The sequence below is a fragment of the Mycolicibacterium sp. XJ1819 genome, from assembly GCF_053483675.1.
Genome location: NZ_JBEFST010000016.1, coordinates 66,231 through 91,539 on the forward strand (window position 1 = coordinate 66,231; position 25,309 = coordinate 91,539).

Here is a 25,309-nt window from a genome sequence, read left to right on the forward strand (position 1 = left end):
GGCGCTAACCTAGCGGAACACTCCCGGCAGGCTCAGCGCCGACATCGTGTCGTCGGCCAGCGGGTTGTCGTGCACCATGTATGTCCACGTCGAGGTCGGTCGTGCCAGCTTGGACAGGTCCACGCCCGGCTCGTCTTCGATCGACGGCGCGGTGTCGAACGTCTGCTGCGCGGCCTCGATGGCGTCGGCGGCCAGCGAGGCGAACGCGTCGACGGCCATCCGGTGGAACTCGTCGAGCGGATTCTGCCTGCCCAGCGCCCGCAGATGGATGCTCTCCCGGATGTCGGACAGGAACGCCAGGTGATCGGCCCAGCCACGGTCGAGGTGATAAAGCATGATCAGCCGGCAGATCTTCTCCAGCTTCTCCTCGCCCAGTTCGGCCTCCAGTTCCCGGTAGCGCTGCGGGGACAGTTCGGCCAGCTCCTCGCGGGCGGTCGGGGTGCGCAGCAGCGTGTTGCGGCGCTCCACCAGGATGGCCCGCTGCTGCGCGATGAGCTGGTTGTAGCGCCACGTCATGGCGTGGATGTCGAGCATCTTGCCCTCGGCGATGCGCTGGGCGTGTTCGAGCATGCTGGCCGCCTTGGGGCTGAGCACCCGGCCGTTCTCGTCGGTCTGGGTCGGCAGCTTGCCCTGTTCGAGGTGGGCCGCGACCACGTCGTCCTCCCAACTCGAGAAGAACACCGACGATCCGGGATCGCCCTGGCGCCCGGCGCGCCCGCGCAACTGGTTGTCCAGCCGTTCGGTGTGGTGCCGACCGGTGCCGATGACGTGCAGTCCGCCCAGCTCGGCGACCTGCTTCTTCTGGGTGGACTCGTCGTCGACGTCGGACCCGCCGAGCCGGATGTCGGTGCCGCGCCCGGCCATCTGGGTGGACACCGTGACGGTGCGAAGCTTGCCGGCCTCGGCGATCACCGCGGCCTCCTCGGCGTCGTTCTTCGCATTGAGCACGACCGCGGGCACACCGGCCTTGACCAGTTTCTCGTGCAGATCCTCGGATTCGGCCACGTCGCGGGTGCCCACCAGCACCGGCTGCCCGGTCGCATGCACTTCCTTGATGTGCTCGACGATCGCGGCGTTCTTCGCCGCCGCGGTGACATACACCCGGTCGGGCTCGTCCTCCCGGATGTTGGGCGTGTTCGGCGGTATCGGAGACACGCCGAGTTTGTAGAACTGGCGCAGCTGCTCACCGGCGGCCAGCGCGGTGCCCGTCATGCCGCACACCGTCGGATAGCGGTTGACCAGCGCCTGCACGGTGATGGTGTCCAGGACTTCACCGGTCTCGGTCGTCTCGATGCCCTCCTTGGCCTCCACCGCGGCCTGCAGGCCGTCGGGCCACCGCTGCAGTTGGGCGATGCGGCCGCGGGAGGCGTTGATCAGGTGGACGGCGTCGTCGCGGACGATGTAGTGCACGTCGCGTTGCAGCAGGACGTGCGCGTGCAGCGCGACGTTGATCTCGGTCAGCGTGGTGCCGACGTGTTCCTCGGAGTACAGGTCGATGCCGCCGAGCTTGGCCTCCATCTTCTTGGCGCCGGACTCGGTCAGGTGGACGTTACGGCTCTCGGCGTCGGTGTCGTAGTCCTTACCGGGGTCGAGTTCGCCCACCATGCGGATGATCTCGACCTTCGGGGTCTCCCGGTGCGACGTGCCGGCCAGCACCAGCGGCACCAGCGCCTCGTCGACGAGCACCGAGTCGGCCTCGTCGATCAGGCCCACGTCCGGATTGGGCGACACCAGGTCGGCGACGTCGGTGACGAGTTGGTCGCGCAACACGTCGAACCCGATCTCGTTGACCGAGGCGTAGGTGACGTCGCGGGTGTAGGCCGCGCGCCGCTGCTCGGCGGTGGAGTCGGCGGTGATCCAGCCGACGGTCAGGCCCAGCGCCTCCAGCAGGGGCCGCATCCATTCGGCGTCGCGGCGGGCCAGGTAGTCGTTGATGGTGATGACGTGCACGCTGCGGCCCGCGATCGCGTAGCCCGCGGCGGCGATTGCGCCCGACAGCGTCTTGCCCTCGCCGGTGGCCATCTCGACGACGTCGCCGGCCAGCATCCGCAACGCGCCCTGCAACTGCACGTCGAAGGGCCGCAGCGAGGTGGTGCGCTCGGCGGCCTCCCTGGCGATCGCCAGGAACTGCGGGATGTCGTCGGAGTCGGTGAGGTCGTCGAGGTTCAGCAGTTGCGCGGCCTTGAGCAGCTGCTCGTCGTCGAGGCCCGCGGCCTTGTCGGCGAACTCCGCCGACGCGCGAACCTGCGCCAACGAGCGCGCCTGATCCCGTTCGGCGCTGGCGCCGAGCAGTTTCCAGAACCGATTACTCACCCGACCTGAGGTGCGGGTCTTCGTCTTCGCCACAGCTTTACGGTACGCGGCCCCCGATTTCCGGCGAGCGGGCGTGTCAGAGGACGACACGCCGGGCAAACACCAGAGTTTGCGCACGCTCACAGCAGCACCGTCGACGCTTTCCCCACGGCTCGGTCTCTGCCCGATCACTGCCTCAGCGCTCCATCAACTCGCCACTCTGCAGCACCTGACTCAGCAGCGCCTTTCGCTGGACCTGTTGAGTCGATGCGGTCCGGGGGATACCGGGCATCGCCAGCACCCGCCGCGGATGCTTGTGCCTGGAGAGCCGGCCGGCACAGTGGTTGCGCAGCTCGTCGACCGCAGGCGTGGGGCCGTTGGTGACGACCACCGCTGTCACGATCTCACCCCAGTCTGGATCGGGTAGACCGATCACGGCCACGTCGTCGATTCCCGGATAGGACCGCAGCACCGCCTCGACTTCGCTTGGACTGACCGTCTCGGCACCCGTGCGGATGATCTCGGTGGCCCGGCCGCGGATCGTGAGGTAGCCGTCATCGCTGATCTCGCCGAGTTCCCCGGTGCGATACCAGCCGTCGTGAAGCACCTTCGAGGTAGCCACCGAGTCGTCGATGTAGCGCGTGAAAAGCGCTGGCGTGCGGACCCACAACTCCTCATCGGCCAGTCGTGCCTCGACTCCCGGCAGCGGCGGACCGACGCTGGAGTACCGCCGAGCCACGTCGTGCGGCGGCAGCACACTGACCACACCTGCTTCGGTGGAACCGTAGGCAATCGAGGTCTGACAGTTCGGAAAGCATTGCCACAGCATGGTGATCAGGTCGCGGGCTATCGACGAGCTACCGGTGTCGAGGGTGGTGAGCGAAGGCATCGTCGCTGCATCGGCCCCGGATTCCAGGATGCGGCGCAGCACCGGAGGGACGACATAGGTGCGTTCGACGGCGTGGGTCTGCACCGCGTCGATGATCGCGTCGGTGTCTCCACCGTCGGCGAAAACTACGGTCGTGCCGACCATCCAGGAGGCCTGAGACAGCGTCCAGCCGGCCATGTGGAAGAAGGGGAACAAGCACAGAAACGGACCGCGCGGATAGGCCGGCGCCAGCGATCGGCTGCGAATCCAGCTCGCTCGTTGCGAGATCTCGACGCCCTTTGGCGCGCCTGTGGTACCGCTGGTGAGAAACACCACGTGAGTCAGGCGTTCGTCGGCCTCATGGGTCGGAGCGTCGGTGGACTGGCTGTCGAGCAGGTCGCCGATCGCGACCGTGCTCTCCGACCCGTCGTAGCTCAGCGTCATCGCCGGCGCGATCAGATCCAAACAGGCTTGGCGTTCGCCGGTGCTGGCTGCCGGATTGAGTGGGGCCAGCATGGCACCGAGGCGAGACACCGCGAAGCCGAGGACAACGGCTTCGATGCCCGTCGAGCCGATGAAGGCAACCCGGTCACCCGTCCCGATGCCCCGCCTCGCCAGGGTACCGGCCAATCGCGCACTGCTGTCTGCGATCTGACGGAAGGTTGCGGTACGCCCCTCGTGGATCACCGCCACCCGATCCGGAAATGCCCGCGCGGGTGCGTCGATGATCGAGTGGAACGTCAGGTCGGTCATCGCGAGTGCTCTCGCAATACACCGAGCTTGTGGGTGGCGGCCAGTGACGAATCGAGGTAGTCGGTGGCATCCACAGGTTCGGTGAACCACCCGGTCGGGCACATCGTGAGGATCTCGACCAGACTGAAGCCCTGCCCGGCGATCTGTGATTGAAAGGCCCGCTTGAGGATTCGTCGGGTCTTCGTGATGTTGACAGGGTTGTTGACCGCACCGCGTGCCACGAAGGCGACGCCCTGCAGCGGTGCCAACATCTCCGCGAGGCCGATCGGATATCCATGCGCGGCGCTATCCCGCCCATCCAGCGTGTTCTTGGTGCGCTGACCCAGAACGGTGGTGCTGGTCATGTGCCCCCCGGTTTCGCCGAAGACTCCGTTGTTCAGCAAGATGCAGGTCACGGATTCGCCGCGGGCAGCGGTGTGAATGACCTCCTGCAGGCCCTCGTTGACCATGTCGCCGTCGCCCTGCACGGTGAACACCAAACGGTCGGTGTGGACTCGTTTGACACCGGTGGCTACCGACGGTGCCCGACCGTGCAAGGCCTGCAGGATTTCGATATCGAAGGCGGGCCCCAGGCTCAAGTAACAGCCCACGCCGAAGACTGCAATGGTGCGCTGCGCCATGCCGAGTTCGGTTATCAGTTCGGCGACGTTGTGCATGACCAACGGCTCACCGCAGCCCGGGCACAAGTTGTGCTGGCCGGTCAACTGGAGTTCCGGGAGGAAATCCCGCGTGCGACGGGCAGGTCGGTCAGGGGTGGTGTTCTTGATGCTGGATTTCGTCATTGACGACGTCACCTGTCTTTCTCAGCGTCGAAATGGGCGAGCACCTTCTGCTCGAGAACGGCGACGTCGAGGTCCGGTGCGATGCCGAAACCGTCGTCGTCGAAGCTAGTCCGTCCGATGAAGGTCACCGGACGTTCACCCTGGATCGAGAGCCTGACGTCCTCGATCATCTGGCCGGAGTTGAGTTCATAGACTGCGACTGCGCGCGCCTGCCGAGCGGCGCGTGCGAGCGCACTGGACGGAAACGGCCACAACGTGATCGGGCGGAAGAAGCCGACCGGATATCCTTGGGCGCGTAGGCGATCCACTACATACCGCATGAATCGCGCCGCCACACCCTGCGCGACGATCAACAGTTCGCAATCGTCATCCACCAGGCATTCGGACAACGGTTCGACGCCACGTGCCATCATCGCATTGAGATCATCGCTCAGCTCCAACTTCCGACCGTACGAAATCTCTTGCACATCACCGAACTTCGTCTCATGGATGGGCGACAGGATTTTCGCGTGTCCGGTGCCGCCGGAGGAACCGTCGAGGGCCCACGGCTTATCAGCTGGTGACAGCGCGGTGACTGGATTGACCTCGACGGCTTCCTGGACGTGCGCAAGGTAGTAATCGCCCATGACGACGACCGGGGTGCGCCAGTGGTCAGCGAGGTCGAACGCCGACTGAATCAGCTTGCATCCCTCGGTCAAGTTGCTGGGCGCCAGCACGATCCGCCGTGCATCGCCGTGGCCGCCACGGGTCATCTGGAAGTAGTCGGAGGTGCGTGCCATATTGACGACGACGAGCGGAATTCGCGCAACCGCCATCTCGGTGATGGATTCCATCATCAGGGCAAGTCCCTGTCCCACCGATCCGGTCGCCGCGCGTGTTCCGGTAGCGGCCGCCCCCCAGGACATGCCGACGGCTTCCAGTTCGCTCTCGGCGTTGATACAAGTCCCGTCGACCGGCGGCAACAGCTTCGCCATGTGTTCAAGGAGCTCGGTGAACGGGGTCATCGGGTATCCGGTGAAGAACCGGCATCCGGCGGCGACCATCGCCTCGGCCAGGGCTTCGGAGCCTTCCAGCAGTCGTTTCATGTGAATCTCCAAACCTGGAATACCGTGTCCGGGCAGATCTGCGCGCACAATCCGCAGGCGATGCAGCCCTCTAGCAATCGCGGATAGCGATATCCCTGCTCGTTGTGCTCCTCGGCCATCTCCAGCACCCGGGGCGGGCACACGACCACACACAGTTCGCAGCCCTTGCAGGCCGGGATATCGATGACCACGGTGCCCAGCGTCCCGCGCTGCGTGCTTGCGCTCATGCCGTCGCCTGCGCCGAGAACCACTGCGGTGCTACACGCTGGTGAGCAAGGTAGGAGTCGTATCCCGCGCGTAGCGCGACCTGGATTGCTTCGGCGTGTTGAGATCGATACGGAGGCAGCACATTCAACGCGGCGTGCTCCAGCGAGCCGACGGAAACGATCCCGGTGATCGCCACCAGCGCACCCAGCGCCACCATCGAACTCGACCGCGGATTGCCCAGCTGCGTTGCCATCTTGGTGGCGGGCACCCCCGTCAGAGACCAGCCCGCCGGCTCGACTTCGCGGGTGAAGACGTCGGCGTCGATGACGACGACGCCGCCGCTTCGGACCCGCCCACCGGTATCGGCCCAGTAGCGGTCATGGAGCGCCAGCGCAAACCAGACCGCCGGCACGGTGGGCGGGCTGGTGATGGGCCGATCCGAAATGACAACAGTGGCCCGGGTGTCCCCGCCACGCATGCTGCCCCCGTATCGACCGAAGACCATCGTTTCGCGGCCTTCGGCGGCCGCGCTCGTCGCCAGGACCTTGGCGGCCAATTGGATGCCCTGACCACCTATTCCGACTAGCACGATTTCAAGTTCCACGTCCACCTCAAAACAATGTTCTGCTCAGGCACATCAATGTTCTCTGAACGTAACACTGGTTTATGGTGAGGTCCAGTAGGTAGCGAGCGACGGGCCAATTGGCATGTGGGTCAGCGGGTAATGCCGACTTCTCAGCCGGCTGGGCGTTGCGACGAGCAGCCGCTCCGCGCTCAGCGGTTCCCTTCGATGGCGCGCAAGCAGAAGCTGACCAGCTCGTCGACGAACTCGCGCGGCGGCGCCTCGTCGAGGAAGGCATATTCAGTCATGACCGACAGCGCGGTATGGAACACGAACTCGGCGTCGGCGCGTCCGCCGGCCGGCCTGCGGGGTCGACTCGGCGAGGTGATGGCATCCTCCAGCAGCGCCACCAGTGCGTCTTTGCTGGAGGTGAGCAGTTGCGGATATTTCGGGTCCACGAGGAAGGGTCTGGTGCGGGTTCGCGCCTCTGCGTCGATGACCTGGGCCATAACCCCTTCGATCCAGGCCGCCACCTTTTCTGCCGGGGTATGGCCGCCCGCAATTCGACGTCGCAGGTAGTCGACGAGGATGCGTTGGCCCTCCTCCAGCAGGGCGGCCACCAGATGTCCTTTGCTGGGAAAGTAGCGGTAGAAGCCCTGGGTGGACAATCCGGCCTCGGCCAGCAGGTCGCGCATCGTGAAATCCAATGTGCCCGTGCGGCCGATCACTCGGTATGCCGCGGCCATGATCCGCGTCACGTCCGACTGCGCTGAAGCCAGGTGGCGCTCTGCACCGCGCAATACCGCGGTTTCGACCAACGGCTCCGGCTGCGTCAGCGGACTCCGCCTGGCCGGGGCATCACTCATGTGGCCATGGTCCGTCTCACGATTGTGACCCTACTCGGCGGGGAAAGTGTCGGCCGGAACAAGAACCCGAATCCTGCGCTCGTGCGGACGTTACCTGCGCGCGGAGTCCAGGACTCGGCGCGTCGAAGCGTACAGGTCCGCCGCGACATCGGCCGGTAACCGGCCGTCGGAATCGGCTCGAAACATTTCGGGCCCGACCCTGGCGCGCACGCCCCGGCGCGACAATGCGGAGATCAGCGTCGCCAGATCGAACTCGCCTGTTCCCGGCAATGCGCGGTGGTACTGCGTCTCCAACAGCAAATCCTCCGGCGCACAAGCTGGGCCGTCGGCGAGCTGGATGGCGCGAATGTATTCCGGCGGAATGTCACCCAACACATCATCGTCAAATCCGCCCCGGATCAGATGACACATGTCGATGGTCAATGCGGCGTTGGGCCGGCCCGCCTCGCGCACGATGCGCCATCCGGTCGCCAGGTTCGGAATTGCGGTGAACGGGACGAACTCCAACGACACCCGCAGACCGAAGGCCGACGCGTCGTCACACAATTCGGCAAAGCCCTGGGTCGCTATGTCGATCGACAACGGGCCGTCATCCGCCACGGCTGAGATGGTGTCGGCGCCAAGCGCGGCGGCCGCGGCGAAGAAATCCAAACGCCGCCACCGGGAGTCGGCACCGGACGCGGGCCGGGACCTCCGGGTCCAATCATCACAACCCTCGATCTCCGAGCAGGTTATGCCGGCGTCGTCGAGTGCCTGTCTCATCCGGCCGGGCGTCATCCCCTCGCGCGAGATTGCTCGCCGAAAGACCAACGGCCACACACTGATCGAATCGAATCCGGCCGATGCCGCCGCGCTGACGAAGTCGACAAATGCGGTGCGGACCAAACATCCGTTGTAGAGGACAAGGTCGGAGGCAATGCTCACCATCCCAACGGTGTCTTTCGATGCCTCAACGATGCACCACCACCGCCACCAAGGGCTGGGAATACACGTCGACTCCGCACTGCGCTCCTCACCGTCGCCACGGCTTCATGTATAGCAGCGGTGGCGACCGAAACCGGATAGTTGAGCACTCCACTGCCCCGACTGCGATCTGGGAGGGTACCTTGCCGGAGTGAATGAGGGAATGTTCGCCCCGACGCTGGACTGGGGCCATGAGCTCTGGACGTCACTGATCTGGGTCGCACGCGCCTGGGTGATCGCGGCGATCGCCACGTTGATCATCGTGGTGCTCATCGCCCGGTTCACCACGTGGGGTCGCCAGTTCTGGCGGATCACCGGCGACTACTTCAAGGGCCCCGAGAGCATCAAGGTCTGGCTGTGGCTGGCGGCGATCCTGCTGTCGGTGATCGTGGGTGTTCGGCTCTCGGTGTTGTTCACCTATCAGGGCAACGACATGCTGACCAGCTTCCAGGTGGTGGCGTCGGGCCTGGGCACCGGCGACGACGCGGTCAAGGACTCCGGCAGGGACGGCTTCTGGCTGTCGATGGTCGTCTTCGCCGTGCTCGCGGTCTTGCATGTCAGCCGAATCATGCTGGACCTGTTCATCACCCAGCGCTTCATGCTGGCGTGGCGCATTTGGCTCACCAACCGGCTCACCGATGACTGGCTCGACGACAAGGCCTACTACCGCGGCCGGTTCATCGGCGAGACCATCGACAACCCGGATCAGCGCATCCAGCAGGACATCGACATCTTCACCGCCGGGGTGGGGGGTCTGCCCAACACCCCCAACAACACCTCGACCTCCACGCTGCTGTTCGGCGCGGTCAATGCGATCGTTTCGATGATCTCGTTCACCGTGATCCTGTGGAATCTCGCGGGGGCCCTGACGCTGCCGGTTGTCGGCGATGTGCCCAAGGCGATGTTCTGGATCCTGTTGGGCTACGTGCTGTTCGCGTCGGTGTTCGCGTTCTGGATCGGCAGGCCGATCATCTGGCTGTCGTTCAACAACGAGAAGTTCAACGCCGCCTTCCGGTACGCGCTGGTGCGGTTGCGTGACGCGTCCGAGGCGGTCGCCTTCTACCGCGGCGAGATCGCCGAGCGCACCGGTCTGCGGCGGCTCTTCGCGCCCGTCGTCGACAACTACAAGCGCTACATCAACCGGATGATGGGGTTCATCGGGTGGAACCTGTCCATGAACCAGATCATCGTCGTGCCGCCCTACCTGCTGCAGTTCCCGCGGTTCTTCAGCGGCGAGATCACGTTGGGCGCGGTGAATCAGTCCGCGGCCGCGTTCGGCAACATCGAGCAGGGGCTCTCGTTCTTCCGCAACGTCTACGACCAGTTCGCCGGGTACCGTGCGGCGATCATCCGACTCCATGGCCTGGTGGTCGCCAACGACGAGGGCCGAGCGCTGCCGGAGTTGACCACCAACCCGTGCGCCGACGGCACCGTGGAACTCGACGACGTGGAGGTGCGCACGCCCGACGGCACGCAGCTGATCAAACCGCTCGACATGCGGTTGGAGGTCGGCGACACGCTGGTGATCACCGGACCGTCCGGCAGTGGCAAGACCACTCTGCTGCGCAGCCTGGCGCAGTTGTGGCCGTTCACGTCCGGGTCGTTGACGCGCCCGTGCGGACCCAACGAGACGATGTTCCTCTCGCAGCTGCCCTACGTTCCGCTGGGTGATCTGCGTACCGTAGTGAGCTACCCGAACGAAGTCGGAACCATCGACGACCAAACATTGCGCGACATGCTGGCCAAGGTCGCGTTGCCGCATCTGGTGGATCGTCTCGACGAGGTCGATGACTGGGCCAAGGTGCTCTCACCGGGTGAGCAGCAGCGCATCGCGTTCGCCCGGATCCTGTTGACCAAGCCCAAGGCGGCCTTCCTCGACGAGTCCACCTCGGCGCTCGACGAGGGGCTGGAGTTTCTGCTCTACGACCTGGTGCGCACCGAACTTCCCGACACCATCCTGGTCAGCGTCAGCCACCGCAGCACCGTCGAACAGCACCACACTCATGAACTCGAACTGCTCGGGGACGGCGAATGGCGGCTCGGACGGGTGGAGGGCGACGAGCCGGCCCGGGTGTAATTCCTCCCCGCGAGCAGACGCAAAGTGCGCGCGACACGCCGTGATGGCGTGGAATTAGCGTCTGCTCGCGGTTAAGAGGATGCAGACACCTGGGCGGCGTGGACGCCCGCGCGGCGGCCGAAGAACGACCCCTCACCCAACTGGGTGCCGCTGGCGTAACCCTTGCCGTCCTGGGCGATGTTCGACGCGCAGGCCCCCGCCGCGTACAGACCCGCGACGACGCTGCCGTCCTCGCGAAGCACCTGCCCGTCGAGCGACACCGTCAATCCGCCCATCGTGAAGCCGGAGTACATCGCCCGGCCGAGCGACAGATCGAACGCCGCCCATGGCCCCTTGTCTTGTGCAGCAACGTATTCGGCCTGCTTGTGGAAGTCGGGGTCTTCGCCGCGGGCGGCGTTCTCGTTGTACCGGTCCAGCGTCGCGGCCAAGTTTCCTTCCGGAATGCCAAGGGCGGCTTCCATTTCCGCGACGGTTTCCCAACCGTCGATGAACTTGATCAGCGGCATCTCGGGCATCTCCATGTGCGCCTCGTCGACGATCAGGTAGGCCGTCTGATCGGGCTGCTCCAGGACGAACGCCGATGTGCGGGAGTGATAGGAGTCCTCGGCGACGAAGCGCTTGCCGTCCTTGTTGACGATGACCCCGGTCAGCAGAATTTCCGGCGGATATGCCGCTGCGGTGATGAAAAGTCCGTCCAGGTTCTGCGCGACCCCGCCGGCCGAGATGCCCAACCGGATACCCAGGCCGTCGTCGTTGGGGTTGCCAAGGATGTACGGTTCGACCTCACCGTGGTGCCGGGTGCGCCGCTTGTGCGCCAAGGCGGGCGTGTGCCGGGCCACCATCTCTGCGTTCATCGCGAATCCGCCCGCCGCGATGACCACACTGTCGGCCCGAATATGGCCGGTGTCACCGAAGTGCTTCCAGCGCACGCCCACCACCCGATCACCGTCGACCACCAAATTGGTCACCCCGGTCTCGTAGCGAATCTGCACACCGAGATCGGCGGCCCGCTTGACCAGCAGGTCGATGACCACCGCCGCGCCGCCCAACTCGCCGGGCACCGGCACCGAATGCCCACGCGGTGCGGGCTTGGCCTTCTCGCAGAACGGCCACACCTTCTCGTTGCCGGTGTATGACAGCCCCTCGGTGCCCGGTGGCACCACCACCTTGCCCGGATAGAAGGTGCGCTCGAACTGAAAGCCCAAGTCCTCCAACCAGTTGAAGTGCTCCACGCTGCCCTCGCAGTAGGCACGGATCTTGTCGTGGTCGGGATCCGGTGACACCGCGACGAGGTACTTGTACATCTCCTCGGCGCTGTCGTCGTGACCGGTGGCCTGCTGTACGGCGGTGCCGCCGCCGAGGTAGAAGTGGCCGCCGGCCATCGAACTGGTTCCGCCGGCTGCGGCCGCCTTCTCCAGCACCAGCACCCGCGCGCCGGCGGCCGCTGCGCTGACCGCCGCGCAGCCACCCGCGATGCCGAAGCCCACCACCACGACGTCGAACTCGTCGGACCACGACGTCAGCTCGGCGGCGTCGATGGTGTCGGGGATGTCGGTTGCGCTCACTGTTGCTCCTGATCTGGGATTTGCGCCGGCCACGCGATCTGGACAGGTGTCCGGGCAGGCATCGTCGAGGATATCCCCGGCCTGCCCGATTGGCTAGAACGTGTTCTAGTTCGGCGGCTCGCCCAGGTAGGCGCCGACGCATCGCTGCGCCAGCGCGTGCGCCCGCGACGGCTCTTCACCGCAGGCGACGTGCGCCGCCTGCCACGCCTGCCCCGACCGACGAAGAAAGCGCCTGCCCTCCTCGGTGCCGACCCACTGCTGCCCGAACGACGGGTCGATGCTCTGCCCGCTACTGGTGTGCAGGGCAAGGCCCAACAGCATGGAGTCCCAGCCCATCCCGACTGCCCCCGGCCCGAAGTCGCGCCACATCTGGTCGTCGACGCCGATGATGTGGTCGAGCACCAACCGTGACGATCCCGCGTCGGCGGCGACGATGCTGACCTCGATCCAGCTCATGTTGCCGCCGTACTCCCAGGTGGCGGTGAAATTTCGCGGCGGGTCGCAGGTCAGGATCGTGCCGTGGGCATGCCCCTCCAACTGGTAGGAACCGCCGACGGCCAGGTCGCCGGTGATCGGAAACAGCCAGCGCGGGATGCGCTCGATGTTGGTGCAGGCGTCCCACAGGTCGTCGACGTCGGTCGCGTAGGACTGGCTGATCGTGACGACGTGGGCGTCCCCGGCGTCGATCGTGCGTGCGCCGACCTTGCGTTCGACCGCGTTGATCTGATGGTCGACGTCGATCTCCGTCATTTGGCGCTCCCTCGTCGTTGTCGTTTACCCCGCGCGACTTCGGTGCCGAGCGCATCCAGCCGCGGTGACCAGAAGCGCCGGAACGCATCGAGCCATTCGTCGACGTCGCGCAGAGCGGCACCGTTGACGGCGTAGAGCCGTCGCTGCCCGTCCGGCCGTACCGAGGTGAATCCGTTGTCCCGCAGCACTTTGAGGTGCTGCGACACCGCCGGTTGAGTGATCGCGAACTCGTCCTTGATCACCGAGCTGATGGCACCGGCGGGCATCTCCCCGTCGGCGAGCAACTCGAGAATGCGGCGCCGCACCGGATCTCCGAGGACGTCGAACGCGTGCACACCCCAGAGATTAAAGTTTCAGCTTATATAAGTCAAGACTTATGGATGAGGAATCGATGCCGGCACCGCACGGGTCTCCGCAGAGGCCGCGGAAATCACGTCTTCGCGGGCCTGCTGGCTGGCGACCTGCCAGGACACCGCCGCCGGGAACTGCCCCCAGGTGCTGTTGAACATGCCGACAATCGCGGCCCGGCCGTCCGGGGTGATGGCGTAGACCGGTCCGCCCGAATCGCCCTTCTGGCTGACGATGCCGTTGGCCATCGTGAACCAGCCGTTGTGCACGGCCTCGATGGTCCCGCAGCTCTCCTTGGTGATGACGCCGTAGTGACAGACCGGCAGACCCGGTGCGGGCAGGGTCGCGGGATCGGAGACCAGCACCCTGCCGCCGGGAAGAATGTCGTTGACCATCACATCCGGGGCCAGGCTGATGGCCTGCCAGTCGGTGATCTGATGGTTGGTGTCGATGGTGGCACCGTCGGGCGTGTTGTCGCGGAAGGACGCCTGGCTGCCGACGAACTTGCCGCCGTTGTCCCGCACCGTTCCGTCTCCGCGGCAGTGCCCCGCGGTGTAGGCGACCCGGGCTTGGATGTCGACGAAACCCAGCGTGCAGACGTTGGTGCCCTGGATGACCTCCATGCCCGGATGTACCAGCACACCCGGGTCGGCCTGGGTCGCCGACGGCGCGATGAGCGCCAACATCGGCGCGACGGCTGCCGCCAGCACACGTCCCCAACGTCGGCGCACGGTCGCTCCGATCTCTCGCGGTGGCACGGTCGCGGTTGCCGCCGCGCCGACTGCTATACCCGGGTCATCGACCCGGCAATCGCGCGTGAAACGAAGCGACCTTGCCTCATTGGTAGCCACACTTGCCCATCGGCCAAGATCACAGGGACGTTACAGCCACGACTCGGGGTCGCATCGGCGCTGGGCCATCGCGACCCGGCGAACCGGTGTGCCGAGAGTCGCAAAGTTGCGGGGTCCGCCCCCGGTGGGCGTCATCTTCCCGACTCTGGGTTAGACCGAGACGGCGGTGGCCCGTTCCGCACGGGGCCGCTGTTGAGCCGGCTGCCAGCCTGGGGGGCCGAAGATGTAGCCGAGGCGGTCGCGCCAGCGGCCGGCAGCGCGGGCGTCGCGGAACATCGCGACGTACTCGTGGGTCTGCAGCTTCCAAATGTTGTAGGTGTCGACCTGCTTGGTCAGCCCGTAGTTGGGGCGCACGGTTTCGGCCTGGAAGGTGCCGAACAGCCGATCCCACAGGATGAAGATGCCGCCGTAGTTCTTGTCGAGGTACTGCTGGTCCATGCCGTGGTGCACCCGATGATGCGACGGCGTGTTGAACACGAACTCGATGGGCCGCCACAGCTTTCCGATGCGCTCGGTGTGGATCCAGAACTGGTAGATGAGGTTGATCGAGAAGCTGGCGAACACGATCCACGGCGGCACACCGAACAACGGCAGCAGTGCTCGCAGGAAGACGTCGCCGCTGATGTTCCACTTCTGCCGCAACGCCGTGGCGAAGTTGAAGTACTGGCTGGAGTGGTGGGCCTGGTGCGTCGCCCAGAACAGCCGCACCCGGTGGGCGATCCGGTGGTAGGCGTAATAGAGCAGATCCACGCCGACGATCGCGATCACCCACGTGTACCAGGCGTTCGCAGGCAGTTGCCAGGGCGCCACGTACACATACAGCGCGGCGTAGCCGATCAGCGCGATCGCGTTGAGGACACCGCTGGTCCCCACCGACACCACGCCCATCCAGATACTCGCCCACGCATCGGACCTGGAGTAGGCGCCCGCGGGTGCGCGCTGCGCCTCGGTGTGGGCCAGTCGGCGAGCGGCGGCCCATTCGATGATCAGCAGAAGCAGGAAGAACGGGATGGCGAACGCCACCGGATCATGCATCAGCGGCGGGAGCACATGCGAGAACACACCCGACCAATCCACCGGTCACACCTTTCGGGCCAACGTCAACGATCGGCCCAAGTCTACGGCCTGCGAAAAAGCCCTAGCGGAAGCTGAGCACCTCGTCACCCCAGGCCGCGCGCACATGTCGGTCCGGGTCCTCGACCACCCTGTCGTCGGCGTTGATCACCAGCGTGGCGCGGTCCTCGCGGTAGGGCCGCCACGGTGGCGACCCGGGCGGCCCGGACGGCGACCCGTCGGCGGCGAAGTTCACCCAGCGCGTCCGGATCCGCTCCGACACCCGTTTGCCCACCTTGAGCCCGCCGAGCCGAAACGTCGGGTCTTTCGGCCCGGCGACGAGGTTGCCCCACACGTAGGGCAACTCGGTGGCGTGTGCTGCGCCCAGCCGCAGCAGCCGCAGCATCGGGGTGGTGAAATCGAATCGGTACAGGTAGACCGGGGCCACCTCGCGATGGCCCTCGGCGAACCAGATCGACGGCATCCGGAACCCGACGTCGCGGGCCACCCGCATGCCGGGGATCCTGCCGCGGCCGCGGTACACCTCGCGGATCTGTTGCTCGGACGGCAGCCGCAGATCCGGTTGCTCGGCGGCGATCTCGTTGAACATCGCCCTGATCGCCTGCGGCGTGATGGGCATCAGTGGCGACTTGATCCAGCGGAACAGCGCGGCCTCGTGCCGGTTGGTGCCGATGATGAGCGGGACGCGGTGGGTGCGACCCTCACGGGCCAGCTTGACCGGATGGGCGGGGACGATGTCGCCGTCGATGATCGGCGCGAACGCCAGCGTGCCCGGCGTGCGCGCGGGTACCTCGTCGAACACCCGGCTGGAGGCGTCGAGGACCGCGCCGAGCGGGACGTCGGGCAGGCGCTGGGCCGCGTCGGCCTCCAGACCCAACGCGTCGAGGAACAGTTCGGCCACGCGACGGCCCCGCTCGCTGTCGTAGATCGAGGTGGCCGGTGAACTCTGCGCGATCGCGGCGTGGAACAGCCCCTCGGCCGCGGGGCTGCTGAGCAGCGTGGTGATGATGCCCGCGCCCGCGGACTCCCCGAACAGCGTGACCCGGTTCGGGTCGCCACCGAATCCGGCGATGTTGTCGCGCACCCACTGCAACGCGAACAGCACGTCGCGAAGGCCGGGATTGCTGTGGAATGGCTCCCCGAATGACGACAGGTCCATGAACCCGAGGGCGCCCAGCCGGTAGTTGACGGTGACGATCAGCGCCTGGCCGCCGGAGGCCAGTACCCCGCCGTGATACAGCGGCTGTGCCGCCGAACCGAGGACGTAGGCGCCGCCGTGCACCCACACCATGACGGGCTTACCGTCGCCGGCCTCGGTGTCCGAGGACGCCCAGACGTTCAGCGTGAGGAAGTCCTCGCCTTGTGGCGCGCCGAGATCGATCGGGATCTTCGGATCGGTGGGCTGCGGACAGACCGGCCCCACCCTGGTGGCGTCGGCAGGCTCCGACCAGCGCTGCGGGGGCTCGGGCGCGCGCCATCGAAGCGAGCCGACGGGCGGCGCTGCGTATCGGACTCCCTTCCACGCCTTGACCGTTCCGTTGTCGACACCCCGGACCGGCCCGTAGGTGGTGTCCACGACGAGCCGGTCGTCGGACAACCGCCGGGTCTCGGCCGTCATCGGCTGCCCCGGGCCGCGGCGCGCTCCCGGTCTGAGAAACCGGCGACCGGTGCGGCGTCCGGGGCGGCGTTTCTGCGGGCGACGTAGTCGGTGGTGGCGGCCCATGCCGCCTGCACCCCGTCCGCCTCGGCCGCGTAGGTCATCGACCTGTCGGCGGCGAAGCCGAGTCGGCGCCCGATGGCCACCGCGTCCATGTTCGCGCCGAGGAACACGAACTCCCATGAGTAGTCCTGTTCCTGGCGCCGGATGGCGGCGCTGACCGCGTCGTGTGTCCACTCCTTGCTGGAGTTCTCGTGTCCGTCGGTCAGTACGACGACGGTGACCTTGCCGGGCCGCTGATCCTCGGGCAGCGCGGCGAGTTCGGCGCCTACATCGGTGACCAGGCGGCCCACGGCGTCATACAGGGCGGTGGCGCCGCGCGGCTGAAGCTGCAGCGGCGGCACGTCGGCGACCGGGCGGCCGCCGTAGACCACCTCATACTCGGTGTCGAACTGCGCCAACGTCACCCGGATGTCGAGCGGTTGGTCGCGCTGTCCGTCGATGAACGCGTTGAAGCCGCCTTCGGTGTCGGTCCTGATGGCCTCCATCGATCCGGAGCGGTCGAGAAGAACAGCGATGAGGCAGCGCCGAGGGTCCGTCACGGGGGCTCCTTGTCTCGATGGGACACAACTTTTTCAGGCTACGCCCGGCCCCTGACAATCCTTTTGTTCAGCGGGTTCGCGGTCGGTTAACTTGATCGCGTGACGAAGTGGCTGCTGTTGGCGGGGGCGATCGTGGTGGAGGTGGCCGCAACACTGTCTTTGCGTGCCTCCCAAGATCATTCCGCCTGGCTGGCGGTGGTCGTCACCGGCTATCTCGGGGCGTTCGTGCTGCTGGCGATGGTGCTGCGCACCGGGATGCCCGTGGGCGTCGCCTACGGCATCTGGGGGGCCGTGGGCACGGCGGGAACCGCGGTGCTGGCCGCGGTGTTCTTCGGCGACCCGTTCACCTGGCCGATCGTGGCCGGTATCGGGCTGATCGTCGTCGGCGTCCTGTTGGTCGAGATCGGGTCGCAGCGGGCCGGCGCGGTCGAGGCGTGATGTGGTGGTCGCTGGCGGGCGCGATCGTCGTGGAGGTGATGGCCACGCTGTCGCTGCGCGCCTCCGACGGCTTCCGTAAGAAGGCGTGGATCGGTCCGGTGGTGGTCGGTTATCTCGTGTCGTTCTACCTGCTGTGGTTGACGCTGGCGCTGGGCATGCCCGTCGGCATCGCCTACGGCGTGTGGACGGCGTGCGGTGTGGCGCTGGTCGCACTCCTCGCGCGGTACCTCTTCCAGGAACCGATGACGTGGGTGATGGCGCTGGGCATCGCGCTGATCGTGGGCGGGGTGCTCACCATCGAGACGGCCGGGGGCGTGCACTGAGCGCACCGGCCAGCGCCATCGCGAGCACCCCGGCGACCGGAACCGACAGCAACCCGACGCGCAGGCTCGTCGCGTCGGCGATCACGCCGACGATCAGCGGCGCCCCGAAGAAGCCGATCCGCATCAACCAGGTCACCACGGTCAGCCCGCTTCCGGCCCGCAGCCCGGGCAACTGGTCGGCCCGGTGCATGGCCGCCGGGATCAGCGTCGCCACGCCCAGTCCGGCGGCGCCGAACCCCGCGATCGTGCCGGCGACAGAGGGAAACGCCAGCGCAGCGCCCATGCCCACAGCTGTGAGCAGCCCGCCCGCCCTGACCACCGCGCGTTCGCCGAACCTGTCGACGAGCCGGTCCCCTACCAGTCGGCCGACGAACATGCAGCCGACCAACGCGACGTAACCGAACACCGCAACCGCGCCCGGGGTGCCGATGCTGTCGCGCAGATACAATGTGGCCCAAGAACTTCCGGCATCCTCGACGGTGGCGCCCGCCACCGCGATCACCACCAGTGCCAGCAGCGTCGCGTAGACCGCCGCTCCCGCTACTGCCCTGCGACCCGGAGGCGAGGACGGGCGGCCGTGGTCGTCGGGCCCCTTCAGCAGACGCGGATAGGCGAGCGCGGCGACGGCGCTGAACACCACGGCGGCCACCGACAGATGCACCGCCCGGGAGACGCCGAGCGCGATGGCCGCGGCGCCCATCAGGCCGCCGATGATGGCCCCGGCCGCCCAGACGGCGTGAAACGAGTTGATGATCGAACGGCCGTAGATGCGTTGCACCCGCAGCCCGTGGGCGTTCTGGGCCACGTCGGTGACCGCGTCGGACGCGCCTGCGACGAACAACGCCACGGCCAGCAGCAGCGGGGAGGTGGCCAGCCCCGCGGCCACGACGAACGCCGCGATGCCGAACGTTCCGGCCACCGCCACGCGCGACGAGCGGCAGCGGCGGATTAGCGTGGCGGCAAAGGGTCCCGCTACCAGGGCACCCGCGGAGAACGCCGCGACCGCCGCACCGTAGACGACGTTGGACAGGTGCAGGTCGGTCTTGATCTCGGGATATCGGGGCAACAGGTTGGCGAAGATCGCGCCGTTGCTCAAGAACAGCGCCGCCACCGCGAGCCGGGCCCGCCGGTTTCGCGTCTCCGCGAGCCGTTCGAGCGCCATCGGCGCGACCCTACCGCAGTTTGAGGCGCGCATCGCCCGGGCAAGATGAGGGGCATGATGGAGCTGCCCGAGTCAGTTGTCGAGCTGGCGCGGCGCTACGGCGTGGCAACCGAATACGTGGACTGGACCGGAGGGCACGTCACCGTCGCCGAGACCACCTTGATCGCGGTGCTCGACGCGCTGGGGGTGTCCGCTGCCACCGAGTACCGCCGCAGCGCGGCGCTGGCCGCACACGACCGCGACTACTGGTCGCGACCGTTGCCCCCGACCGTCGTGGGCCGATCCGGTGCCACCTCGTCGTTCTGGGTGCACGTGTCACACGGCGGCCCGGCGCATCCGTGGCTGCGGTTGGAGGACGGCACCGCGCGCACCGATCTGCGTCAGCTGGAAAACAACAGGGCACCTTACGATCTCGACGGCCGCCTGGTGGGTGAGGCCAGCTTCGAGCTGCCCGCCGACCTACCTGCCGGCTACCACCGGCTCCACCTGTCACTGGACTCGCGCGAGGTCGTCACCCCGGTCATCGTCGCGCCCGCCGCCCTGCCGGCGCCGGCGGGCAGGCAATGGGGCCTGGCCGCTCAGCTCTACAGTGTGCGCTCGCGATGGTCCTGGGGCACAGGCGATCTGACGGATCTGACGGATCTTGCGGTGTGGGCCGCGACGCACGGCGCGGGTTTTGTTCTGGTCAATCCGCTGCACGCGGCCGCGCCGACCGCCCCGATGGAGCCGTCGCCGTACCTGCCGACCTCGCGCCGTTTCGTCAACCCGCTGTATCTGAGGGTGGAGGCCATCCCGGAATTCGCCTACGTACGCGGTCGCGCCCGCATCCGCAGGGCCCGCAAGACGATCCAGGCGCGCGCCGACGCGGCCGATCGGATCGACCGAGACGCGGCGTGGCAGGCCAAGCGAGTGGCGCTGGAGGCCGTCTACCGCGTGCCGCGCTCGGCGGGCCGTGACCTGGCCTACGCGGCCTATCGCAAGCGCGAGGGCCGCAGTCTCGACGACTTCGCAACCTGGTGCGCGCTTGCCGAGCGCTACGGCAGCGACTGGCACGAGTGGCCGCCGGAACTGCAGCATCCCGGCAATCCGGCGGTCACCGCGTTCGCCGACGCCAACGCCGACGTCGTCGATTTTCACCGCTGGCTGCAATGGCAACTCGAAGATCAGCTGACCGCCACGCAGGCCAGCGCCGTCAACGCCGGCATGGGGCTGGGTGTCATGCATGACCTCGCGGTCGGCGTCGACCCCGACGGGGCCGACGCGTGGGCGCTGCAGGACGTACTCGCCCTCGGCGTCACCGCAGGCGCACCCCCGGACGAGTTCAACCAGCTCGGCCAGGACTGGTCGCAGCCGCCACTGCGGCCCGACCAACTCGTCGACCGCGGCTACGAACCGTTTCGCGCCCTGGTCAACGCCGTACTGCGGCATGCGGGCGGGATACGCATCGACCACATCATCGGGTTGTTCCGGCTGTGGTGGATCCCGAAGGGCGCGCAGCCCACCGAGGGCACCTACGTGCGCTACGACCACGAGGCGATGGTCGGAATCGTGGCGCTGGAAGCGCACCGGGCGGGTGCCGTCGTCGTCGGCGAGGACCTCGGCACCGTCGAGCCGTGGGTGCGCGACTACCTGCGCGACCGCGGGGTGTTCGGCACCTCCATCCTCTGGTTCGAACTGGACCGCGAGAACACCGGCGGACCGCTGCCCGCCGAACGGTGGCGCGAGTACTGCCTGTCCTCGGTCACCACCCACGACCTGCCCCCGACAGCCGGCTACCTGGCCGGTGAGCACGTGCGACTGCGCGAACAACTCGGCCTGCTGACCCGGCCCGCCGAGGACGAGTTGGCCGCCGACCGCCGACAGCAGCAGGCCTGGCTGGCCGAACTGCGCCGGGTCGGGCTGTTGCGCGACGACCCCGAAACCCCCGACGTCGATGACGTGGTCACCGCCCTGCACCGCTATCTGGGCCGGACACCGTCGCGTCTGCTCGCGCTGTCGCTGGCCGACGCGGTCGGGGACAGACGTACCCAGAACCAGCCGGGCACCACCGACGAATATCCGAACTGGCGGATTCCGCTGGCCGGCCCGGACGGCGGAAAAATGCTGCTCGAGGACGTGTTCACCGATCCCCGCGCGACCGGGTTGGCCGAGGTCATGCGGGCCGCGGTCAACGCTTCGGTGTAACGCCGGGCGGGCCGTCAGCGGTTTCACAATTGTCACGCCTGCGATATGTTCGCACCGCACCGACCAAGGGAGACGTTTCGTGAAGAAGCTCGTTGTGCTCAGCACTGGGCTGGTCGGCGTGGGTTCAGCCGCCCTCGTCGGCGCAGGCATCGCGATGTCGCAGCCGGTCAACAGCCTCAATGTCGTCGGTGAGCCGTACAACAAGGCCCTGCAGATCCTCAAGAGTCAGGGCGTCAAGGCCTCGTTCGGCGGTTCGTTCGGCAGCGCCCTGTCGCAGGCCGAGTGCCTGGTCGACACGCAGAAGATCACCTCGGGAGGACGGGTGCTGCTGATGCTGGACTGCAGCCAGGCCGCGGCCGACAAACTCGAGCGGATGCGCCCGTCGGGCGGACCCAGGGTCGGCGCCAACGGCGTCACCACGGTGACACCCACGCCCGTCGTCCCGATCCAGGGGGCACCGGGGCCGGCCGCCCCGCCGCCTGCCTAGCGGGTCAGCCCTCGATCATCCGGCGCAGGTTCTTCAGCGTCTCCCCCATGGCGCGGCCCACCTGACGGGCCGCGACCCGGTCTGCGATCAACCCGAGCAGATTGCCCGCCGACTCGTAGGCCAGCCGGAACGTCACCTTGGTGCGGCCGTCGTCGGTCTCACGCAGCCGGAAGCGGCCGCGCTGTGAGACACCGGTCAGGCCGACCCAGGCCAGTTCGGCCGGCGGTTCGAACTCGACGACTTCGACGACGCCGCCGATGGGCACCGAGCCGATCCTCAAGTGCACGGTGTAGCGGGCCCCCCGCCGGGGCGGGCCTTCGGTCTGGACCTCCCAGCGCTCCAGGCTGGCCATGAACTGCGGATAACAGGCCGGATCGGCCACGACCTTCCACACGGCATCCCGGTCGGCGTCGATCACGCACTGGCGCTGAACCCGCATCGGCTAGCCGATCACCGGGAATCGCCGTTGGGCCGCCAACCGGTCCACCGCGGACTGCAGGCTGGCGGTCACCTTCTCGTGCACCGCGTCGTCGTCGCCGTCGCGGACATCCTCGGCCGAAATGGGTTCTTGGGCTTCGACGACGATCTTGGCGGGGAGCGGGATGTGCCCGGCCAGGTCGCTGATCACCAACCCCCACGGCGGCGCGATCGCGATCGGCACGCTCTTGATCCGTAACAACTTGTCCACCATCAACAACCGGGCCAACCACTGGCCCCGGCTGACGAACAGCACGCTCTCCTGACCGCCGACGCTGGCGATCGGCACGATCGGCACGCCGGCGTCCCTGGCCAGTCGGACATAGCCGGTGCGCCCGCCGAAGTCGACCTTGTTGCGCTCCCAGAACGGCCGGAACACCTCATAGTCACCGCCGGGGTAGACCAGCAGGGCCGCCCCCGATTCCAACGCCAGCTTCGCGTTCTCGTGGTTGGCGGCCACGGTGCCGAACTTGCGCAGCGAGGCCAACGGCGGCGCCGACACGACGAGGTTGTGCGCGAGTTGGTAAAACGGGCGCTCCACCCCGAAGTACGAACAGAACGCCAGCGTGAACACGAAGGTGTCGGGTGGGACGTTGCCGCCGCTGTGGTTGCCGACGAGAAGCACCGGCCCGTCGGCGGGGATGCAGTCCAGTCCCCGCACATCGGCGCGGAAATACAGTGACGCCACCAGCCACAGGCCCGGCAGTTGTTCACGGATGTAGTCGGGATCGCGATGGTCGAGGTTGGCCTTCGGGACGCGGGAGGTGACTTGCGCCCTGGCCCAGTCCAGGATGTCGCCGAAACCCGCCATGGCGGTCATATTTCCACCACGGAAGAACCTGAAACCCCTGTGCTGACCGCATCGGTAAACTGCGGGACACGGTTTCGCCAGGAGGAGCCTCTATGCATCAATCACCCGCGGTGTTGCGTCCACGCCGCTTCGAACGTGAAGTCGACCCGGGACCAGTGCAGATCCAGGCCCGTAAGGTGCACTTCGACCTGTCCGGCATCCCGCTGGAGTGGATACCGGGTCACCCCGTGGCGTCCACGATGATCAACCTGTTCAACGTCGTGCTGCCCGCCGGTGAGCACTGGTTCGTCAAGACGTTCAACGAGGCGCTACCACTGGTGAGAGATTCCCGGCTGGCCGACGACATCCGCGGATTCATCGGACAGGAGGCCACGCACGCGGCCGCGCACGACGACGTGGTACGCGACTTTCTGGTCGGCAATGGAGTCGACCCGTCGCCCATGCTGGCACTCATCGAGTACATGTTCGAAAAAGTTTTGGCTCCAACGGATTCCACCGATCCGGAGCGACGGCTGAACAACCTCTGCGAGCGGCTGTGGCTGATCGCCGCGATCGAGCACTACACGGCGGTACTCGGCGACTTCGCCCTCAACTCCGCGTGGGATGACCACGGCGCCGACCCGACCATGGTCGACCTGTTCCGCTGGCACGGAAGCGAGGAAGTCGAACACCGAAGCGTCGCCTACGACGTCGCGAGATACTTCCACGACAGCTATCTCGACCGGATCAGGGCGATGGCGCTGGCGGCGACGGCGATTTTCGCGTTCTTCCAACGCGGGACCTGGTACCTGCTCAAGACGGACCCGGCCTATGACATCGGTTGGTGGCAGATGCAGCGGCTGCGGATGCGCGATTCCGAACTCGGGCTGTTGCCCAAGTTCCGCACTCTGTTCGGGTCCAACACGATGAGCTATTTCCGGCCCGGGTTCACTCCCGACCAGATGGGTTCCACCGCGCAGGCCGTCGCCTACCTGGCGGCCTCGCCCGCGGCACGCGCCGCCCAGCGCTGATGGGCCTGCGCGAACGCTACCGCCACCTGCCGGCCCACCCGCTGCGTGCGCAGCGCCGCGACCTGCTGGTCGGCCTGGCGGGCGTCGTCATCGCCGGGATGGAACGCGTGGCCGGCGCCACCCGCCGGGTGCGGTTGCCCGCCGAGACGGACCGGACCCGGGTGCTGCGTGTGGTGGACCGGCGCCTGGTGGCCCGCGACGAAGACGTCGTCGCGCTCACCCTCGCCGCCGCCGACGGCAAACCGCTGCCCGGTTGGCATCCCGGCGCCCACATCGACGTGCACCTGCCCAGCGGGCGGCTTCGTCAGTACTCGCTGTGCGGTGATCCCGACAATCGAGCCGACTACCGCATCGCCGTGCGGCGCATCCCCGACGGCGGTGGCGGCTCCGTCGAGGTGCACGACGCGTTGACCGTCGGTGCCACGATCACGACGCACGGCCCGCGCAACGGGTTTCCGATGACCGTGCCCGGCCACGGATCTCCGACGCGGCGGTTCCGGTTCGTCGCCGGCGGCATCGGGATCACCCCGATTCTGTCGATGATCCGACGGGCACAACGGCTGGATGTCGACTGGTCGATGGTCTACGCCGGCCGCAGCCGCGACAGCCTGCCGTTCCTCGACGAGCTCGTTCAGTACGGCGATCGGGTGCGCGTGCACACCGACGACGAGGGCGGCCTGCCGACCGCGGCCGACCTACTCGGTGACTGCCCGGGGGGCACCGCCGTGTACGCCTGCGGGCCCGCGCCGATGCTGACCGCAATCCGGTCGCAGCTGATCGGTCGCGACGACGTCGAACTGCATTTCGAACGGTTCGCCGCACCACCGGTGGTCGACGGTCGACAGTTCGCCGTGACCGTGGCCTCGACTGGTGAGCGCATCGAGGTCGGCGCGGAGGAGACCCTGTTGGCCGCGTTGGCCCGGTCCGGTGTGCACGCGTCGTATTCCTGCCGGCAGGGCTTCTGCGGCACCTGCCGCACCAAGGTGCTCGACGGCGCCGTCGACCACCGCGACTCGCTGCTGACCGATCCGGAGCGGGAGAACCAGATGATGCTGATCTGCGTATCGCGCGCCGGTGACGGATCGCATCTCACGCTCGACCTGTAGCCACGTCTC

General features: G+C 67.2%; 25 protein-coding genes. 7 read left to right on the forward strand and 18 right to left on the reverse strand.

Going from position 1 to position 25,309, the window contains the following annotated elements:
* Positions 1–9: 9 nt before the first annotated feature.
* The 8 genes from secA2 to ABQE89_RS18405 form a co-directional block, all read right to left on the reverse strand.
* Positions 10–2,346 carry an accessory Sec system translocase SecA2 gene (secA2, locus tag ABQE89_RS18370; protein ID WP_448419180.1) on the reverse strand — a complete coding sequence of 779 codons (2,337 nt, stop codon included), beginning with the start codon at positions 2,344–2,346 and terminating at the stop codon, positions 10–12.
* Positions 2,347–2,488: 142 nt separating this feature from the next.
* Complete coding sequence (locus tag ABQE89_RS18375) at positions 2,489–3,913, reverse strand: class I adenylate-forming enzyme family protein (protein WP_448419182.1); 1,425 nt, start codon at positions 3,911–3,913, stop codon at positions 2,489–2,491.
* On the reverse strand, positions 3,910–4,533 hold the full coding sequence (locus tag ABQE89_RS18380; protein WP_448419184.1) for a thiamine pyrophosphate-dependent enzyme: 624 nt from the start codon (positions 4,531–4,533) through the stop codon (positions 3,910–3,912). The genes ABQE89_RS18375 and ABQE89_RS18380 overlap by 4 nt, the downstream gene beginning before the upstream one ends.
* 170 nt (positions 4,534–4,703) lie before the next feature.
* Entirely contained in the window at positions 4,704–5,828 is a 1,125-nt protein-coding gene (locus ABQE89_RS18385) for a thiamine pyrophosphate-binding protein (protein WP_448419186.1), read from the reverse strand.
* On the reverse strand, positions 5,777–6,007 hold the full coding sequence (locus ABQE89_RS18390) for a 4Fe-4S dicluster domain-containing protein (protein WP_448419188.1): 231 nt from the start codon (positions 6,005–6,007) through the stop codon (positions 5,777–5,779). Before ABQE89_RS18390 ends, ABQE89_RS18385 begins: the two co-directional genes overlap by 52 nt.
* A complete protein-coding gene (locus ABQE89_RS18395; protein ID WP_448419190.1) occupies positions 6,004–6,597 on the reverse strand; it encodes a 2-oxoacid:ferredoxin oxidoreductase subunit gamma family protein in 594 nt (197 codons plus the stop codon). The genes ABQE89_RS18390 and ABQE89_RS18395 overlap by 4 nt, the downstream gene beginning before the upstream one ends.
* Positions 6,598–6,761: 164 nt before the next feature.
* Positions 6,762–7,415, reverse strand: coding sequence for a TetR/AcrR family transcriptional regulator (locus ABQE89_RS18400; protein ID WP_448419192.1), 654 nt, complete (start codon positions 7,413–7,415; stop codon positions 6,762–6,764).
* A gap of 90 nt (positions 7,416–7,505) precedes the next feature.
* Positions 7,506–8,339, reverse strand: coding sequence for a sugar phosphate isomerase/epimerase family protein (locus ABQE89_RS18405; protein ID WP_448419194.1), 834 nt, complete (start codon positions 8,337–8,339; stop codon positions 7,506–7,508).
* A gap of 202 nt (positions 8,340–8,541) precedes the next feature.
* Between ABQE89_RS18405 and ABQE89_RS18410 the strand changes: the two genes are divergently transcribed.
* A complete protein-coding gene (locus ABQE89_RS18410) occupies positions 8,542–10,455 on the forward strand; it encodes an ABC transporter ATP-binding protein/permease (protein WP_448419346.1) in 1,914 nt (637 codons plus the stop codon).
* A gap of 71 nt (positions 10,456–10,526) precedes the next feature.
* Here the strand turns inward: ABQE89_RS18410 and ABQE89_RS18415 are convergent, their stop codons facing one another.
* The 7 genes from ABQE89_RS18415 to ABQE89_RS18445 all read right to left on the reverse strand — a co-directional run bounded on the left by ABQE89_RS18415 (position 10,527) and on the right by ABQE89_RS18445 (position 17,302).
* A complete protein-coding gene (locus ABQE89_RS18415; protein WP_448419196.1) occupies positions 10,527–12,020 on the reverse strand; it encodes an FAD-binding protein in 1,494 nt (497 codons plus the stop codon).
* Positions 12,021–12,125: 105 nt separating this feature from the next.
* Entirely contained in the window at positions 12,126–12,770 is a 645-nt protein-coding gene (locus ABQE89_RS18420) for an SRPBCC family protein (RefSeq protein ID WP_448419198.1), read from the reverse strand.
* The gene (locus tag ABQE89_RS18425; protein WP_448419200.1) at positions 12,767–13,105 is read right to left on the reverse strand and encodes an ArsR/SmtB family transcription factor; all 339 of its coding nucleotides are present in this window, start codon (positions 13,103–13,105) and stop codon (positions 12,767–12,769) included. The genes ABQE89_RS18420 and ABQE89_RS18425 overlap by 4 nt, the downstream gene beginning before the upstream one ends.
* Before the next feature lie 39 nt (positions 13,106–13,144).
* The gene (locus tag ABQE89_RS18430; protein WP_448419202.1) at positions 13,145–13,849 is read right to left on the reverse strand and encodes an Rv1815 family serine proteinase; all 705 of its coding nucleotides are present in this window, start codon (positions 13,847–13,849) and stop codon (positions 13,145–13,147) included.
* A 270-nt stretch (positions 13,850–14,119) separates the two neighbouring features.
* Positions 14,120–15,004, reverse strand: coding sequence for a sterol desaturase family protein (locus tag ABQE89_RS18435; protein WP_448419348.1), 885 nt, complete (start codon positions 15,002–15,004; stop codon positions 14,120–14,122).
* Positions 15,005–15,107: 103 nt separating this feature from the next.
* Positions 15,108–16,661, reverse strand: coding sequence for a carboxylesterase/lipase family protein (locus ABQE89_RS18440; RefSeq protein ID WP_448419204.1), 1,554 nt, complete (start codon positions 16,659–16,661; stop codon positions 15,108–15,110).
* On the reverse strand, positions 16,658–17,302 hold the full coding sequence (locus ABQE89_RS18445) for a vWA domain-containing protein (RefSeq protein WP_448419206.1): 645 nt from the start codon (positions 17,300–17,302) through the stop codon (positions 16,658–16,660). The genes ABQE89_RS18440 and ABQE89_RS18445 overlap by 4 nt, the downstream gene beginning before the upstream one ends.
* A 99-nt stretch (positions 17,303–17,401) precedes the next feature.
* On the opposite strand from ABQE89_RS18445, the gene ABQE89_RS18450 reads away from it, so the two are divergent.
* Both ABQE89_RS18450 and ABQE89_RS18455 read left to right on the forward strand, forming a co-directional pair.
* Positions 17,402–17,740 carry a DMT family transporter gene (locus ABQE89_RS18450; RefSeq protein WP_448419208.1) on the forward strand — a complete coding sequence of 113 codons (339 nt, stop codon included), beginning with the start codon at positions 17,402–17,404 and terminating at the stop codon, positions 17,738–17,740.
* Positions 17,740–18,063, forward strand: a complete 324-nt coding sequence (locus ABQE89_RS18455; RefSeq protein WP_448419210.1) for a DMT family transporter — start codon at positions 17,740–17,742, stop codon at positions 18,061–18,063. Before ABQE89_RS18450 ends, ABQE89_RS18455 begins: the two co-directional genes overlap by 1 nt.
* On the opposite strand, the gene ABQE89_RS18460 is transcribed toward ABQE89_RS18455, so the two are convergent.
* Positions 18,032–19,225, reverse strand: coding sequence for an MFS transporter (locus ABQE89_RS18460; RefSeq protein WP_448419212.1), 1,194 nt, complete (start codon positions 19,223–19,225; stop codon positions 18,032–18,034). The two genes, ABQE89_RS18455 and ABQE89_RS18460, sit on opposite strands and share 32 nt — an antisense overlap.
* Before the next feature lie 54 nt (positions 19,226–19,279).
* Here ABQE89_RS18460 and malQ point away from each other — a divergent pair, with 54 nt between their 5' ends.
* Both malQ and ABQE89_RS18470 read left to right on the forward strand, forming a co-directional pair.
* Positions 19,280–21,409: a 4-alpha-glucanotransferase gene (gene malQ / locus ABQE89_RS18465; RefSeq protein WP_448419214.1), complete on the forward strand. Its 2,130-nt coding sequence runs from the start codon at positions 19,280–19,282 to the stop codon at positions 21,407–21,409.
* A 79-nt stretch (positions 21,410–21,488) separates the two neighbouring features.
* Complete coding sequence (locus ABQE89_RS18470) at positions 21,489–21,896, forward strand: hypothetical protein (RefSeq protein ID WP_448419216.1); 408 nt, start codon at positions 21,489–21,491, stop codon at positions 21,894–21,896.
* A gap of 4 nt (positions 21,897–21,900) precedes the next feature.
* Here the strand turns inward: ABQE89_RS18470 and ABQE89_RS18475 are convergent, their stop codons facing one another.
* Together ABQE89_RS18475 and ABQE89_RS18480 are read right to left on the reverse strand one after the other, a co-directional pair.
* Positions 21,901–22,335 carry an SRPBCC family protein gene (locus ABQE89_RS18475; protein WP_448419218.1) on the reverse strand — a complete coding sequence of 145 codons (435 nt, stop codon included), beginning with the start codon at positions 22,333–22,335 and terminating at the stop codon, positions 21,901–21,903.
* A gap of 3 nt (positions 22,336–22,338) precedes the next feature.
* A complete protein-coding gene (locus ABQE89_RS18480) occupies positions 22,339–23,184 on the reverse strand; it encodes a lysophospholipid acyltransferase family protein (RefSeq protein ID WP_448419350.1) in 846 nt (281 codons plus the stop codon).
* 92 nt (positions 23,185–23,276) lie between these two features.
* Between ABQE89_RS18480 and ABQE89_RS18485 the strand changes: the two genes are divergently transcribed.
* Positions 23,277–24,194: a metal-dependent hydrolase gene (locus ABQE89_RS18485; protein WP_448419220.1), complete on the forward strand. Its 918-nt coding sequence runs from the start codon at positions 23,277–23,279 to the stop codon at positions 24,192–24,194.
* Positions 24,194–25,300 (forward strand): PDR/VanB family oxidoreductase, encoded by a 1,107-nt coding sequence (locus ABQE89_RS18490; protein WP_448419222.1) that lies wholly within the window; start codon positions 24,194–24,196, stop codon positions 25,298–25,300. Before ABQE89_RS18485 ends, ABQE89_RS18490 begins: the two co-directional genes overlap by 1 nt.
* Positions 25,301–25,309: the final 9 nt, after the last annotated feature.